Origin of the sequence: Sphingomonas radiodurans (assembly GCF_020866845.1) — a bacterium.
Lineage (GTDB): Bacteria > Pseudomonadota > Alphaproteobacteria > Sphingomonadales > Sphingomonadaceae > Sphingomonas > Sphingomonas radiodurans.
On record NZ_CP086594.1, the window covers coordinates 3,643,897 to 3,658,214 of the forward strand.

Sequence of the window (14,318 nt, forward strand, 5' to 3'; positions counted from 1 at the left end):
CGTCAGTCGCAGGCGCGGTGCAGCTTCTGCGCGATCCACGCCGAGATCAGGCACATGCCCGCAACCAGCAGTAGGAGCTGGCTAGGGGTTGCGCCAAGCGCCGTGACCGCCGCGACCGCAACCGATCCGATCGTCATCGCCCCGGCGTTGACCACATTGTTCGCCGCCACCGTTCGCGCCGTCTGGTCCTTGGGCACCGTCGTCGTCAGGAACGCGTAGAGCGGCACCACGAACATCCCCCCGAAGATCGCCACGAACAGCAGCGTCACCAGCACTAGCGGCGCGCCGGGATGCGCGATGAAGCGTGGAATATCGTACAGCGTACCCGCCGGCGCCACTTCCCACCCCGTCACCACGAACCAGAACGCCAGCACCGCGCCGCCCATTGCGATCACCGAGGCGGGCGAGAAGCGCGCCGAGATATGTCCGCGCAGCATCAGGTTGATCACCACCGATCCGATCGCCACGCCGATCGAGAAAATCCCCAGCACCAGGCTGGCGACGCTCGCATCCGCGGTCAGCACGTTTTTCACCAGTGGCGGGAAAATCACCACCAGCACCGATCCGATCGTCCAGAAGAAGCTGATCGCGCAGATCGCCAGGAACAGCCGCGGGATATGCAGCGTCGCGCCGATCAGCCGCCACGAGGCGCGGAACGGATTAAGGTCCAGCGGCACGGGCGGCCCGAGCCGCGGGGCAGGGGGGATCTTGCGCGCGATGAAATATCCCACCACCGCCACGACGAATGTCACGCCAGCCACGATCGCTATCGAGCGATAGATGAATCCGGCCACGATCGTGCCGAGCAGGATCGACAGATACGTCCCCGCCTCGACCAGCCCGGTCCCGCCGAGCACATCCTCTTCCTCGAGATGCTGCGGCAGGATCGCATATTTGATCGGGCCGAAGAACGTCGAGTGAATGCCCAGCCCGACCACCGCGGCCAGCATCATCACGACCGGCAAGGTCACTTGCCCCGTACGCGCGAGCAGCAAACCGCTGCAGCCCAGCGCCATGATGCCGACCTCGGCGATCTTCACGATCCGGATGATTCGCGCTTTGTCGGTCGTGTCGGCGAGTTGCCCGGCGAGCGCCGAGAGCAGGAAGAACGGCAGGATGAAGAGCGCGGCAGCAAGCGCGTTGAAGAAGCTTTCCTGCCGCTCGTCGGCGAAGATCTCGTAGGTCGCGAACAGCACCATCGAGGTCTTGAAGAGATTGTCGTTGAACGCGCCGAGGAACTGCGTGGTGAAGAGCGGCAGGAATCGTCGCCGCTTCAGAAGCCCGAGGGCGTTGATCATGACGGAAAATCGCCCGGTTGTGGCAGGATCGTGGCGGACATAGCCCGGCCGCGTCGCCACTGCCAACCCCGTGACGGGGTTGCGCGCGCGGCGGAGGCGGCTAAGCCCGCGATTGTGCTGTCGCTTCCCAATCTTTTGTCCCTCTCGCGGATCGTCGCGGTGCCCGCGCTGGTCGCGTTCCTGTGGTGGCCGCGGTGGGAGGCGGGGTTCGGCATCGCCTTCGCGCTCTACTGCCTGATGGCGATCACCGACTATTTCGATGGCTATCTGGCGCGTGCGCAGGGCACCGTCTCGCGGCTTGGCGTGTTCCTCGATCCGATCGCCGACAAAATCATGGTCGCAGCCGTCATCCTGATGCTGGTCGGCACCCGGCATGATGATATCGCCGTGATCAACGGCCTTCACATCATTCCCGCGCTGGTGATCCTGCTGCGCGAGATCGCCGTTTCTGGCCTGCGCGAATTCCTCGCCGGGCTGCAGGTGTCGCTGCCGGTGTCGAAACTCGCCAAGTGGAAGACGACACTTCAACTCGTCGCGTTCGGCGCGCTGATCCTCGCGGGTGCGCTGCCGGCGTGGGAGTGGATCCGCATTATCGGGCTCGTCTGCCTATGGGGTGCGGCGGCGCTGACGGTGGTAACCGGCTGGGATTATCTCCGCGTCGGCCTGAAGCACATGGATTGAGCCGGATGCGGCTCGTTTATTTCGCCTGGGTGCGTGAGCGGATCGGCCTCGCCGAGGAAGAGGTCTCGCCGCCAGCCGAAGTCGCCACGATCGCCGATCTGATCGACTGGCTCGCAAGCCAAGGCGCGGGCCATGCCGCCGCATTTGCCGACACCACCCGTCTCCGAGCCGCACGCGACCAGTCGTTTGTTCCACTGGAAACGCCGATCGCCGGCGCAAGCGAGATTGCGATCTTCCCCCCGGTAACCGGCGGATGATCCGCGTCCGCGTCGGCCCTGAACCGATCGACTTGGCCGCAGAGTTGGAAAAGGCAGAGCAGGGCGGGGCAGTCGCGACCTTCACTGGGATCGTTCGTGCCGACGATGGCGTCAGCGAACTCCGCCTCGAACATTATCCCGGCGCAACCGAAGCCGCACTCGAAGTGCTCGCCGTTGAGGCGATCGCGCGCTGGTCGCTCCATACCGCCACGATCGTCCACCGCGTCGGCCCGCTGCGGCCCGGCGATCGCATCGTCTTCGTCGCCACCAGCGCCGACCACCGTGCCGCCGCGCTCGAGTCCTGCGCCTATCTCATCGATAGGCTGAAAACTGATGCCCCATTCTGGAAACGCGAGACGGTCGGCGAAACCAAGCGCTGGGTCGAACCCCGCACCACCGACGACGCCGCAGCGGACCGCTGGAAGTAAAATCCGTCATGCCGGGCTCGTCCCGGTATCCACCCATCAACGTGGAGGACGGTCGAACGTCAAGCCCAACAGCCCGGCATCACGAAGGCGGGGCAATCACCCCAGTTGCGGCACCAGCACCCCATTCACCACATGAATAACCCCGTTCACCTGCTGAACGTCGGGCGTCTGCACGTAAGCCTTGTTGCCGTTGGCATCGGTCAGCGCCACTGCCTCGCCCTCTTTCGTGGCTGCAAGCGAACCGCCAGCGATTGTCGTGAGCCGCGCCGTCCCGCGACCCGCATCGATCCGCGCGCGCAGGTCATACAGCGTGATCGCGCCCGGTACGACGTGATAGCTGATTACCTTCACCAGCGCCGCGCGGTTCGCCGGCTCCATCAACTGACCGACCGCACCGTCCGCCAGCCGACCGAACGCCTGATCGGTCGGCGCAAACACCGTGATTGGCCCCGATCCGGCCAGCGTATCGCGTACGCCGCCGACATCGACGGCGTGAGTCAGCATCCGCAGATTGGGGGCCGACGCGAAATTGTCCGCAATCGTCCGTGTCCCAAGCATCGCCGTGCCGCCGACAAATGGATTGGTCGCCGTCGCTGCAGCCGCGGCTAGCCCGCTGTTTGCCGAGATTGGGGCCGCCGGTGCCACAGGCGCAGCGACAGCGGGTGGAGGTGCCACGGTCGCAATGCGTGCGGCCGGCGACGTGCAGGAAGCCAACGCAAGCGTCGCACCGATCGCCGTGAACAGCCGTTTCGTCACTCGATACTCCCACGCCTAATCGAGAAAAAGACGCGCCAACCAGACACTTGGTTGCGGCAGCATGTCCCGTACCTCGCCCGGTGCATCGGAAATCTGTCCTACACACCGCTCATCTGTCACGATCGCGCCATGTCTTCCGTCTCCCTCACCGCGCTGCGACGTTGCGCCCGCCGACAACAGCGTGCGACCGCCTCAACTTCCTCAACATTCGCGCTCCGGAAAAACCGCGCGACACCCTCAACTTCCTCAACATTCGCGCCCGGCAACCCGCACCAACGCCCTGCAAGCCCGGCTTCCACCGCGCACCACATGCCGCTACCGCGCCCAGCATGACCGATGATCCCCTTGGCCCCCTCGACCCCGACTTCGCCGTCGCATTCAAGCGCGACGTCCGCCGCCCACCGTGCCAGCTTTACCTGGTCTCGCCGCTCGACGTTGCCGGAAGCTTCCCCGATCGGCTGGCGCGCGCGCTCGACGCCGGCCCGGTCGCCGCGTTCCAGTTCCGCGTGAAGGACATCAACCAGCACGAGGCCACGGCACTGGCCGAGCCGCTGCAACGGATCTGCGCCGATCGCGACGTCGCCTTCATCGTCAACGACAGCATTGCACTCGCCAAGCGGCTCGGGGCCGACGGCGTCCATCTCGGCCAGGAAGACGGCGATCCGCGCGAGGCGCGATCGGAGCTCGGTCCACAAGCGCAGATTGGCGTCACCTGCCACGACAGCCGCCACCTCGCGATGGCAGCGGGCGAGGCCGGTGCCGACTATGTCGCCTTCGGCAGTTTCTTCCCCACCACCACCAAGGAGGTGAAGCATCACGCCGAGCCCGTGATCCTATCGTGGTGGGCCGCATTGTTCGAGCTGCCCTGCGTCGCGATCGGAGGGATTACCCCCGCCAATGCCGCGCCGCTGGTTGCTGCCGGTGCCGATTTCATCGCCGTCAGCCACGCTGTCTGGGGCGGTGACGAGGCGTCGGCGGTGCAGAATTTCAACGCCATTCTCGCACGATAATTGTCGATACGCTTCGGAAACAACATGCCGCCGATCCGTTGATGGCGAAGCGTATCAGTAAAGGACCGAGCATGAAGCCATTCGCAGTCGCCATCGCGGCCACCCTCGGTCTTGGCAGCGCCGCGATCGCCCAGGCGCCGGAAGCCAAGAAGGCGCCCGCCGCCCCCGCTCCGATCGACCGCTCGATCCTCCACGTGCAGGTGATCCTCGACAAGCTTGGCTTCGGCCCCGGCGTCCTCGACGGCCGCGGCGGCATCTCGCTGGTCAGCGCGCTGAAGGGATTTCAGGAGGCGCGTGGCCTCGGCATCACCGGCAAGATCGACCAGCCGACGCTGCGGGCCCTCTATCCGTACCGCGCCGCACGTCCGACGCTCACCCTGACGCTCGACGCCGCATCGCTGAGAGGGCCGTACATCCAGAGCATCCCGAAGGATTACGCCGAACAGTCGAAGCTTGATGGTATGGCGTATGTCAGACCGATCGAAAAGCTCGCCGAGATGTTTCACACCACTCCGGCAGTGATCGCTGCGCTCAACCCGCCCGGCATGCGTCTCGCGGTAGGCCAGAAGATCGTCCTGCCCAACGCCTTGCCTAGCTCGCGAGCCTATCCCAGCGATGCGACACCGGAATGGCGTCGCACGCTGGCCCACCTGAACGTCGAGGCGAATGTACCCCAGGCCGCAAAGATCGTCGTCGACAAGTCCGATAAGGTCGTCCGCGCCTTCGACGGCAATGGCCGTCTGGTCGCGCAATATAGCGCCACGATCGGCTCGGCGAGCGATCCGCTGCCGCTCGGAAATTGGAAGGTTCTGCACGTCTCACCCAATCCCGATTGGAAGATGAACCCGAAAATTCTGAAGGGCGTCAGCGACAGCAAGGAAGCGCAGATCATTCCGCCCGGCCCGAACAATCCCGTCGGTGTCGTGTGGATCGATCTGAGCCGGGAGCATTACGGCATCCACGGCACGCCCGATCCGGAGAAGATCGGCCGCACCGAAAGCAACGGCTGCGTCCGCCTCACGAACTGGGATGCGGCCCGCGTTGCATTGATGGTGAAGTCCGGCATGCCGGTTATCTTCCAGGCATAACGAGGGCGGGGGCCGATGACGAAACTGGGCGGAACCATCCTCGGGCTGATCGTGCTCGCCGCGATCGCCTTTGCGTCGATGCTGTCATTCGGCCCCGCCGCGCTCCGCCCAGCGCCGCCGGCGGCGCGCCCAGACGAAGTGCTAGCGCCGTTGTCGATCGCCAAGGCAGAGGGCGCGCCGCTCGCGATCCCGGTGGCGGGCTTCCCCGCCGATGCGCTGGCCGACACCTGGGGCGACAGTCGCGATGAAGGCGCCCGTGTCCACCAAGCGATCGACATTCCTGCGCCGGGCGGCACCCCCGTCGTTGCCGCCGCGCCCGGGCGGATCGAAAAACTGTTCAACAGCGCGGCGGGTGGAGTGACGCTTTACGTCCGATCACCCGACCGTGCGTGGAACTATTATTATGCTCACCTCGCCAACTATGCGCCTGGTATCCGCGAGGGAATGATGGTGCGACAGGGCACGTTGCTTGGCTTTGTCGGCGACACAGGCAACGCCGGGCCGGGTAACACCCACCTCCATTTTGCCGTCAACCGCATGCGTCCCGGTGACAGCTGGTCGCAGGGCGAGCCGCGCAATCCCTTCCCGCTGCTTGCCGGACAGGCGCTTCGTCGCTAGACGCGCGGATCGCTCTTTCCAGCAGGTACAGGTCATGAAGATCAGCGGCGTGGACATTCGTCCCGGCAACATCATCGAATATGAAGGCGGCATCTGGCGCGCGGTGAAGATCCAGCACACCCAGCCTGGCAAGGGCGGCGCCTACATGCAGGTCGAGCTGAAGAACCTGCGTGATGGCCGCAAGAACAATGTTCGCTTTCGCTCCGCCGAGACGGTGGAGCGCGTCCGCCTCGATACGAAGGACTTCCAGTTCCTGTTCGCCGAGGGCGACGGTTTGGTCTTCATGGACAAGATCACCTACGATCAGGTGACCCTGCCGCGCGACCTGCTCGGCGATGCCGCCGCCTTCCTGCAGGACGGCATGGATGTGGTGATGGAGCTTCATGACGAAGACGCGATCAGCGTCCAGTTGCCCGACACGATCGAGGCGCTGATCGTCGAGGCCGACGCCGTGGTGAAGGGGCAGACCGCCTCCTCCAGCTACAAGCCTGCGATCCTCGATAATGGCGTACGTGTGATGGTGCCGCCGCACATCGGCGCGGGCACGCGGATCGTGGTCGACGTCTACGAACAGACCTACGTCCGCCGCGCGGACTAAAGGAAACTCCCTCTCCCCGCTCGCGGGGAGAGGGTAGGGGAGAGGGGCAGTCCAGCGCGCCGCCCTTTATCAACCCGTTCTCCCGCGCATCGCTTCGCTCGCTTGGCCTCTCCCAGCAAGCGGGGAGAAGGATTTAAAATGCCAGCCCAATCCGGCCTATTCACTGTCATCGAGCGCGCCGCGCGCAAGGCCGCGCCGCGGCTGCGTCGCGACTTCAACGAGGTCCAGCACCTTCAGGTAAGCCGCAAGGGGCCCGCTGACTTCGTCACGATGGCCGATCAGCGCGCCGAGCAGACGCTCTACGAGGAACTGTCCAAGGCGCGCCCCGACTGGGGCTTCATCATGGAGGAGCGCGGCGAAGTTGCCGGCGATCCGACCAAGCCGCGCTTCATCATCGATCCGCTAGACGGCACCACGAACTTTCTCCACGGCATCCCGCACTTCGCCATGTCGATCGCGGTCGAGGAGCCGCTACCCAACGGCAAGCGCGAGATCACCACTGCGCTCGTCTACCAGCCGCTGACCGACGAAAGCTTCTGGGCTGAAAAGGGCCGCGGCGCTTGGCTGCAGGATCAACGGCTGCGCGTCTCGTCACGACGCGAGATGTCGGAAGCGGTGATCGCTACGGGCATCCCATTCATGGGTCACGGCGATTTCGCGCAATGGGCACGCATCTTCGGCGCGGTCGCGCCGCAAGTGGCAGGCATCCGCCGGCTTGGCTCTGCGGCACTCGATCTCGCCTGGGTCGCTGGCGGGCGGTTTGACGGCTTCTGGGAATCGGATCTCAAGATCTGGGACGTCGCCGCCGGGCTGCTGTTGATCAAGGAAGCCGGCGGCTTCGTCACCGATTTTCGCGGCGGCGACCGCCCCATCGAGCGCAACGAATTCCTTGCTGCGAACGATGGCCTGCATTCCAAGCTGCACAAGCTGCTGGCCGGCGCGCTGCGCTAAGGCCGCGCCCGGCTCAGAACGTATAGACCAGCGATGCCCGGCTGGTCGTGTCGGTCGATACCCGCCCCAGCGGCGGCATGCTTTCATACTGAATGCTATAGCTCACCCGCGCCGAGAGCGGCCCGATCAACCGCGCCGCCAGCGCCGTAGTGCCGCTGACGGTCGAATTGTAGCGCTGCAGGTAAGCCGCAGCGTCTTGCATCAGGGTCAGACCCGGGGACAGCTTCAGATCGAAGTCCAGGCTACCACGCGCGGCGAGGCTGCTCTCGGTGGTGGCATCGGTGAACTCGGTGTGCCGATAAGCCGGCCCGAGTTCCAGGTTGAGCGTTACCGTGGGCGTCTGAACCGCGCTGTATCCGGCTCCAGCAGATGCCGAGTAGCGATCGTTGTACCCAAGGAAGCGATCGCTTTCATATTGCGCGGCCCCGTAGACGTAGCGGCGTGAATCGATCTTCCAGTTCGGCTCGTAGGCGACAAGCGACTGGTCGCGCGTCGTGGTCCCGATGCTGCGCTGATAATCCGCTTGCGCGCGCAGCTTGTGCCGCCATTCCAGTCCCTCGCGGGTGAGATCGAGCACACCCGTCACGCCGGCCGTGTCCGAGTTCCCGGTCGTCACGAAGCCACCGATTTCCGCCCGCCCGGTCCAAAGGTCGAGGATCCCCGCACGCTCGATCCGCGTCTGGCGCTCTCGCGATCGTGCGTCGCGCCAGTCATTCGCGATCATCAGCACCGCATCGCCGCTCGCCGGGTCGGCGGTACGCGCGTATTTGACGATCGTCGCGACTTCGCTCTCATTCCCAGAAGCGATCGCAGCCTCCAGCATTGCGCGGATCGCCGCCGGAATAGTCGCCGGCTCCGCTTGCACGACAAGCGCTTCGTCAGCTGGCGCAAACGGGGCGAGCAGGAGCAAGGCTAAGCGCACGCAAAACAGTACGAAATTTCGCGCGCTCGATGAAGCGCGCGAGGGCCGGTCGTGGCTTAGTCGAGGTGAGCCGAAAAGGCGGCGAGAACATCGCGGTACAAGGCGCGCTTGAAGGGCACGATCACCGAGGGAAGGTCAACGGGATCGATCCACCGCCACGCGCGAAACTCGGGGTGCGCAGTCTCGATCCGGATGTCGTTGTCGGAACCGGTAAACCGAAAGAGGAACCAGCGCTGCGCCTGCCCGCGATAGCGACCCTTCCACACCTTGCCGATCATTTCTGGCGGAATTTCGTAGTGGAAATCGCCCGGCGCTTCCGCGATCAGCTCGACGTGTTCCGGAACGATCCCGGTTTCCTCGCCCAATTCGCGGATCGCGGTGTCCAGCGGCGCCTCGCCCGGATCGATCCCGCCCTGCGGCATCTGCCACGCCTCGAGCGTGCTATCGAGCCGCTGCCCAACGAACACTTGACCCTGTGCGTTGAGCAACATGATGCCGACACACGGGCGATAAGGAAGGTCGGCGGGATTGGTCATTTCAAGCGTCCTTCGCAGAGGCGTGGTGGGCGAGGACCTCGTACGCCATCACCGCGGTCGCAACCGCGGCGTTAAGGCTGTCCGCCTTGCCGAGCATCGGCATCTTCACGAGCAAGTCGCACGCTGCCTCGATCTCCGCGGGCAGCCCCTGCGCTTCGTTACCGGTCAGCAGGAATGTCGGCGCCGCATAGGGCGCCGTGCGATAGTTGTTCTCCGTCCGGAGGCTCAACCCGACCAACTGCCCGGGGCCGGCGCGCAGCCACGGCAGGAACTCCGCCCATGTCGTTTGCACCAGCGGGACTGTGAACAGCGCCCCCATGCTCGCGCGCACCGCCTCGGTAGAAAACGGATCGACGCTATCCCCGATCAGGATTAGCCCGCCCGCGCCGACCGCATCACCGGTGCGCAGGATAGTGCCAAGATTGCCCGGATCGCGCAGCCGCTCTGCGACTAGCCAGATCGCGCTGGAACCGCGGTCGAGGTCATCGAGTGCGGTGTTGAATGTCGCAAACGCGCCGACCATCGCCTGCGGATTGTCCTTCCCCGAAAGTTTGGAGAGGATCGCCTCGCTCGTCTCAATGGCCTCGCCGCCTGCATCCTCCACAGCCGCGACCAGCGCCAGCACCAGCGGATGACGCGCACTGGCGGCCGCGAAGAACAGGATTTGCGGCAATCGCCCCGTCTCGCGCGCCTCGGTCAGGATACGCAGGCCTTCGGCGAGAAACAGCCCTGCCTCGCGCCGATGCCGCTTGTCCCGCAGCGCCTGGACGCGCTTGACCAGCGGGTTGGAAAAGGCCGTAATCACGCGGGGCATGGGCCCTCAATCTTCGCCGAACTTCGCCTCGACGAGATCGCACATCGTCGCGACCACCGCATCGGCTTCATCGCCCACCGCGCTGATCGTGATCGTGTCGCCCATCGCGGCGCCGAGCATCATCAGCCCCATGATCGACGTTCCGGTAACCGAAGAGCCGCCCTTGGCGACGTTTACCGTGAGTGGTTGCTGCGCGGCGAGAGTGACGAACTTGGCACTGGCGCGCGCGTGAAGCCCACGCCGATTAGCGATCAAAACGTCGCGGGTTACCGTCATGCCGCGGCCTCGCCGACGCCGAGCACTTCCGACGCAACTGAAATATACTTGCGTCCCGCCTCGCGCGCGGCTGCCACCGCCGCAGCCACGCCCATCTTCCGGCGTGCCGACTCCAGCCGGATCAGCATCGGCAGGTTGATCCCGGCGATCACCTCGACCCGCCCACGCTCCATCAGCGAAATCGCAAGGTTGGAAGGCGTGCCGCCAAACAGATCGGTCAGCACGATCACGCCGCGTCCCGCATCCACGTCGACAATCGCGCCGCGGATATCCGCCCGGCGTGCCTCCATATCGTCGTCCGGCCCGATCGCCACCGTGCGGACCTGCTTCTGCGGCCCCACGACATGCTCCATCGCCGTCACGAACTCATCGGCCAGCCGGCCGTGTGTCACAAGCACCAGCCCGATCATTTGCGTCGTCAAATCGTTCATTGCCCGTCAGGCCGTCCCTCGAGCGTATCATGCGGCACTGCCGCGAGATCACGATGTGTAACGGTGGGCGAAAAACCCGCCTCGCGCAACCGTGCAGCAACGCGTTCCGCGACATGGACCGACCGGTGTCTCCCGCCGGTACAGCCGAAGGCGATGTTGATATAGGATTTCCCTTCGGCGCGATAGCGGGGAAGCAGCATCAGCAGCAGGTCTTCGATGCGGCTGATGGCTGGCTCGTACGCCGGATCGGCCGAGACATAGGCGGCGACTGGCGGGTCGACCCCGGTGCCCGGCCGAAGCGTGGGGTCCCAATGCGGATTGCGCAGGAACCGCATGTCGAAGACGAGATCAGCGTCGAGCGGGAGGCCGCGGGCGAACCCGAACGACGATACCGAAACAGTCGGTTCACTCAGCCCAGGCCGGGCAAAGTCAGCCCGGATACGTTGCGCGAGATCTGATGCATTGTAGCGGCTGGTATCGATCAACCGTGTGGACCACCCACGCAGCGGCTCCAGGACTGCGCGCTCGCGATCGATCCCTTCGCGTGCCGGGCGATCGAGCGCGAGTGGATGCCGCCTCCGGGTCTCATCGTAACGGCGGGCAAGTTCGTCGGTCGCGCAGTCGAGAAACAGCGCCTCGATTCCTTGGCGACCACCGGCAAGCAGGCGATCGACTAGTGCTATGATCATGTCGGGCGTAAAATCACGCGTCGCGGCACCACTGCCGATCGCGAGCGGTCGCGTCGGGCCTTCGCGATCGACCGTCTCGTCTACGCTGAGCAGTCGATCCAGCAGCGACAGTGGCAAGTTGTCGACGACTTCCCAGCCGAGATCCTCCAGCGTCTTGAGCACGGTCGATTTGCCCGCACCGGACAGCCCGGTAACCAGCAGGATTTCGGGTGGGGCGGTCATGGCAGATCGTGCTGTAAGGCAAGCTCGACCAGCAACGGCGCCGAGGCCGGGCGGGGGTCGAGCGGCAGCACGCGGACAGCAACCCCAACGAACAGCTCGCGCATTGGCTCGGGCATCCGCTCGACCGGCACATCCACGCGGACCGCAAGCGCCACGGTGATGCCGTCAACGTGCGGGGAAGGAACGATGCCGAGCCCGCGCACTTCGATTCTGCCGCCGATCGTCACCGGGGCACTTGCGACCAGCGTACCGCCCTCGCGCGAGATCTCGGTGTAATCATCCGACACCAGGGTCGCGCCACGATCGATCAGGCGCAGCGCGAGGTCAGACTTGCCCGCTCCCGAGGCGCCGAGGATCATCACGCCGCGGCCCGCGATCGCAACGGTAGAGGCATGGATCGTCTGGCGGTCGTCCACGTCAGCTCCGGTCACTCAGCGGCAGCCGGACCACGAAACGAGCACCCGTCAGCCGGTCCTCGCGCGATTCGACGTCGATTGTGCCCTGATGCCCCTCCACGATCGTTCGCGCAATCGCGAGACCGAGCCCGGAATGCCGCCCGAACGCCTCGATACCCGGCCGGACTGAGTGAAAGCGTCTAAAGACCGCCTCGCGTGCATCCTCGGGAACGCCAGGCCCCTCATCCTCGAAGCGCAGTTCGAGCAGGTTCTCGTGGCGCAACGCCGCGATGGAAACGAGCCCACCGCTGGGCGAAAACGATATGGCATTGTCGATCAAGTTTTCGAACACCCGCTCCAGCCGCGAGCCTTCGCCGGGTACGATTAGCTCGCCACTTTCGTCGTGTGCGTCGCCGCGATCAAATCGCAGCCGCACGTCGCGATCGATCCCGCGTGCGGCGTGCTGCGCGATCAACCCTTCGAGCATCAGGCCGATATCGACGGGCTCGAACTTCGCGCGGCTGAGCTGCGCGTCGAGCCGGGAGGCTTCCGAGATATCGCTGATCAGCCGATCGAGTCGGAACACGTCGTCCCGCACGATCACGAGCAGCCGCTCCTGCAGCTCGGGATCGCGCACGCTCCCGAGCCCCTCGACGGCCGATCGCAGGGAAGCGAGCGGGTTCTTCAATTCATGTGTCACGTCGGCGGCAAAGGCCTCGGTCGCATCGATCCGAGCCCGCAGCGCGAGGCTCATGTCGGACAGAGCGCGGGCGAGCATGCCGATCTCGTCGCCGCGATCCGGCAGACGCGGCACGACCACTTCGCGCGCGCGCCCTAACCGCACGCGGACTGCCGCGCGTGCCAGCCGACGAAGCGGGCGCACGATGGTCCGGGCGAGAAACAGCGAAAGCAGGATCGAAACAATGGTGGCGGTCAGCAGCACGAGACTAAGGCGGAACCGCTCGACCCGAACGGTCTGCGTGATGTCGCGCGCGTTGACCGTCGTCATCACGACCGGGCCACCAGGCGCAAGCGCCGCCGCGGCGGTGATCACTGGTGTCCGGTCCGGCGCTCGCCAGATGGTGCCAGCCGCGCCGCCCGACCGAGCAATGCGAACGTCAGGCCACGCGAGACCACTGCGCTGCTCGCGATATAGCGGTAAGCGCGACGCACCTACGATCGTATCGATTGCGGCATCGAGGAACCGGGCCGCCCGCTGGTCGAGCCCATCCTTGTCCGGATCGCGCAGCAGGAAATTGCGCTCGCCGAGCACTCGGCTGTCTGCGATCAACGCTCCATCGATGCTGTAAAGCCGCAACCGCGTTTTCGTGTCGTGCGATAGCTGCACGATCAGCGGGTCGCGCGCATCCGGGGATACAGCCGCCAGCGCTCGTGCGATCAGTCGCGCCTCGCGTTTTGCTTGATCGAGATTGCCGTCGAGGATGCGGCTGCGGTACGAATCGAGATAGAAGAACCCGCCGGCCAACAGCAGCAGTGCGAAGATGTTGACCGCCAGAATCCGCCGCGTGAGCGAAACGCGTCCCGACCAGCGCAGCGCGAGATCGCCGCCCTCACTCCTCGGAGAATCGATATCCGGCGCCATACAATGTTTCGATGGAGTCGAAGTCGGGGTCGACCCCGCGGAACTTGCGGCGGACGCGCTTGATGTGGGAATCGATCGTCCGGTCGTCGACGTAGATGTCATCCTGATAAGCCGCATCCATCAGCTGGTTGCGCGTCTTCACGATGCCGGGCCGCTGCGCCAGCGTCTCGAGGATTAGGAACTCGGTGACCGTCAAAGTCACCGGCTGGCCGTTCCAGGTGACCCGATGCCGCGCTGGATCCATCGTCAGACGGCCGCGATCGATCGCCGGTTGCGCTTCGCTCACGCCCGCCTCGCTCGTTTGCGTTAGCTCGGTACGGCGCAGGATCGCGCGGATCCGGGCGATCAGCAGGCGCTGGCTGAACGGCTTGGCGATGTAATCGTCCGCACCCATCGCCAGCCCGAGCGCCTCGTCGAGCTCATCGTCCTTGCTGGTGAGGAAGATCACTGGGATCTGGCTGCGCTCGCGCAAACGGCGCAGCAGCTCCAGCCCGTCCATCCGCGGCATCTTGATGTCGAAGATCGCAAGGTCGGGCGCATTCTCGGTCAGCGCCTTCAGCGCCGTCTCGCCATCCGAATAGACGCGGGTCAGGAAGCCCTCAGCCTGGAGCGCGATCGACACCGAGGTCAGGATGTTGCGATCGTCATCAACGAGCGCGATCGTTGCCGTCATGCCGGCGCGGGTTAGTGCAATGCCGGGACTTTCTCAATCCTGGTATGTTTGACGACATCGGACCCCGCCGAT

Annotated in this window: 19 protein-coding genes; 8 read left to right on the forward strand and 11 right to left on the reverse strand. The window is 65.2% G+C overall.

Annotated elements, in window-relative coordinates; all coding sequences use genetic code 11:
- Nucleotides 1-2: 2 nt before the first annotated feature.
- Nucleotides 3-1,298: an MFS transporter gene (locus tag LLW23_RS17310; protein WP_228948629.1), complete on the reverse strand. Its 1,296-nt coding sequence runs from the start codon at nt 1,296-1,298 to the stop codon at nt 3-5.
- Between the two features lie 114 nt (nt 1,299-1,412).
- Between LLW23_RS17310 and pgsA the strand changes: the two genes are divergently transcribed.
- From pgsA to LLW23_RS17325, 3 genes are read left to right on the forward strand one after another with little or no spacing between them, the layout of a single operon-like run.
- Nucleotides 1,413-1,979 carry a CDP-diacylglycerol--glycerol-3-phosphate 3-phosphatidyltransferase gene (pgsA, locus tag LLW23_RS17315; RefSeq protein WP_228946735.1) on the forward strand — a complete coding sequence of 189 codons (567 nt, stop codon included), beginning with the start codon at nt 1,413-1,415 and terminating at the stop codon, nt 1,977-1,979.
- Nucleotides 1,980-1,984: 5 nt separating this feature from the next.
- A complete protein-coding gene (moaD, locus tag LLW23_RS17320; RefSeq protein WP_228946736.1) occupies nt 1,985-2,236 on the forward strand; it encodes a molybdopterin converting factor subunit 1 in 252 nt (83 codons plus the stop codon).
- Nucleotides 2,233-2,664: a molybdenum cofactor biosynthesis protein MoaE gene (locus LLW23_RS17325; protein WP_228946737.1), complete on the forward strand. Its 432-nt coding sequence runs from the start codon at nt 2,233-2,235 to the stop codon at nt 2,662-2,664. The genes moaD and LLW23_RS17325 overlap by 4 nt, the downstream gene beginning before the upstream one ends.
- Before the next feature lie 96 nt (nt 2,665-2,760).
- On the opposite strand, the gene LLW23_RS17330 is transcribed toward LLW23_RS17325, so the two are convergent.
- Nucleotides 2,761-3,420: a fasciclin domain-containing protein gene (locus tag LLW23_RS17330; RefSeq protein ID WP_228946738.1), complete on the reverse strand. Its 660-nt coding sequence runs from the start codon at nt 3,418-3,420 to the stop codon at nt 2,761-2,763.
- Between the two features lie 329 nt (nt 3,421-3,749).
- Between LLW23_RS17330 and thiE the strand changes: the two genes are divergently transcribed.
- From thiE to LLW23_RS17355, 5 genes are all read left to right on the forward strand, one after another.
- Nucleotides 3,750-4,430: a thiamine phosphate synthase gene (thiE, locus tag LLW23_RS17335; protein ID WP_228946739.1), complete on the forward strand. Its 681-nt coding sequence runs from the start codon at nt 3,750-3,752 to the stop codon at nt 4,428-4,430.
- A gap of 71 nt (nt 4,431-4,501) precedes the next feature.
- Nucleotides 4,502-5,518 (forward strand): L,D-transpeptidase family protein, encoded by a 1,017-nt coding sequence (locus LLW23_RS17340; protein ID WP_228946740.1) that lies wholly within the window; start codon nt 4,502-4,504, stop codon nt 5,516-5,518.
- 15 nt (nt 5,519-5,533) lie between these two features.
- On the forward strand, nt 5,534-6,136 hold the full coding sequence (locus tag LLW23_RS17345; RefSeq protein ID WP_228946741.1) for a M23 family metallopeptidase: 603 nt from the start codon (nt 5,534-5,536) through the stop codon (nt 6,134-6,136).
- Between the two features lie 34 nt (nt 6,137-6,170).
- Nucleotides 6,171-6,734: an elongation factor P gene (efp, locus tag LLW23_RS17350; protein ID WP_228946742.1), complete on the forward strand. Its 564-nt coding sequence runs from the start codon at nt 6,171-6,173 to the stop codon at nt 6,732-6,734.
- 138 nt (nt 6,735-6,872) lie between these two features.
- Nucleotides 6,873-7,685 (forward strand): inositol monophosphatase family protein, encoded by an 813-nt coding sequence (locus LLW23_RS17355; RefSeq protein WP_228946743.1) that lies wholly within the window; start codon nt 6,873-6,875, stop codon nt 7,683-7,685.
- 13 nt (nt 7,686-7,698) lie between these two features.
- On the opposite strand, the gene LLW23_RS17360 is transcribed toward LLW23_RS17355, so the two are convergent.
- From LLW23_RS17360 to LLW23_RS17400, 9 genes are all read right to left on the reverse strand, one after another.
- Nucleotides 7,699-8,595: a DUF481 domain-containing protein gene (locus tag LLW23_RS17360; RefSeq protein WP_333473782.1), complete on the reverse strand. Its 897-nt coding sequence runs from the start codon at nt 8,593-8,595 to the stop codon at nt 7,699-7,701.
- Between the two features lie 68 nt (nt 8,596-8,663).
- Nucleotides 8,664-9,143 (reverse strand): RNA pyrophosphohydrolase, encoded by a 480-nt coding sequence (locus LLW23_RS17365; RefSeq protein WP_228946744.1) that lies wholly within the window; start codon nt 9,141-9,143, stop codon nt 8,664-8,666.
- A 1-nt stretch (nt 9,144) separates the two neighbouring features.
- Complete coding sequence (locus LLW23_RS17370; RefSeq protein WP_228946745.1) at nt 9,145-9,957, reverse strand: TrmH family RNA methyltransferase; 813 nt, start codon at nt 9,955-9,957, stop codon at nt 9,145-9,147.
- A 6-nt stretch (nt 9,958-9,963) separates the two neighbouring features.
- On the reverse strand, nt 9,964-10,233 hold the full coding sequence (locus LLW23_RS17375) for an HPr family phosphocarrier protein (RefSeq protein WP_228946746.1): 270 nt from the start codon (nt 10,231-10,233) through the stop codon (nt 9,964-9,966).
- Complete coding sequence (locus LLW23_RS17380; protein WP_228948631.1) at nt 10,230-10,643, reverse strand: PTS sugar transporter subunit IIA; 414 nt, start codon at nt 10,641-10,643, stop codon at nt 10,230-10,232. Before LLW23_RS17380 ends, LLW23_RS17375 begins: the two co-directional genes overlap by 4 nt.
- Before the next feature lie 17 nt (nt 10,644-10,660).
- Complete coding sequence (gene rapZ, locus LLW23_RS17385; RefSeq protein WP_228946747.1) at nt 10,661-11,575, reverse strand: RNase adapter RapZ; 915 nt, start codon at nt 11,573-11,575, stop codon at nt 10,661-10,663.
- Nucleotides 11,572-11,934: an HPr kinase/phosphorylase gene (locus LLW23_RS17390; protein ID WP_228948632.1), complete on the reverse strand. Its 363-nt coding sequence runs from the start codon at nt 11,932-11,934 to the stop codon at nt 11,572-11,574. Before LLW23_RS17390 ends, rapZ begins: the two co-directional genes overlap by 4 nt.
- 58 nt (nt 11,935-11,992) lie before the next feature.
- Nucleotides 11,993-13,573: a stimulus-sensing domain-containing protein gene (locus LLW23_RS17395; RefSeq protein WP_228946748.1), complete on the reverse strand. Its 1,581-nt coding sequence runs from the start codon at nt 13,571-13,573 to the stop codon at nt 11,993-11,995.
- Nucleotides 13,542-14,246: a response regulator transcription factor gene (locus LLW23_RS17400; RefSeq protein ID WP_228946749.1), complete on the reverse strand. Its 705-nt coding sequence runs from the start codon at nt 14,244-14,246 to the stop codon at nt 13,542-13,544. Before LLW23_RS17400 ends, LLW23_RS17395 begins: the two co-directional genes overlap by 32 nt.
- Nucleotides 14,247-14,318 lie beyond the last annotated feature (72 nt).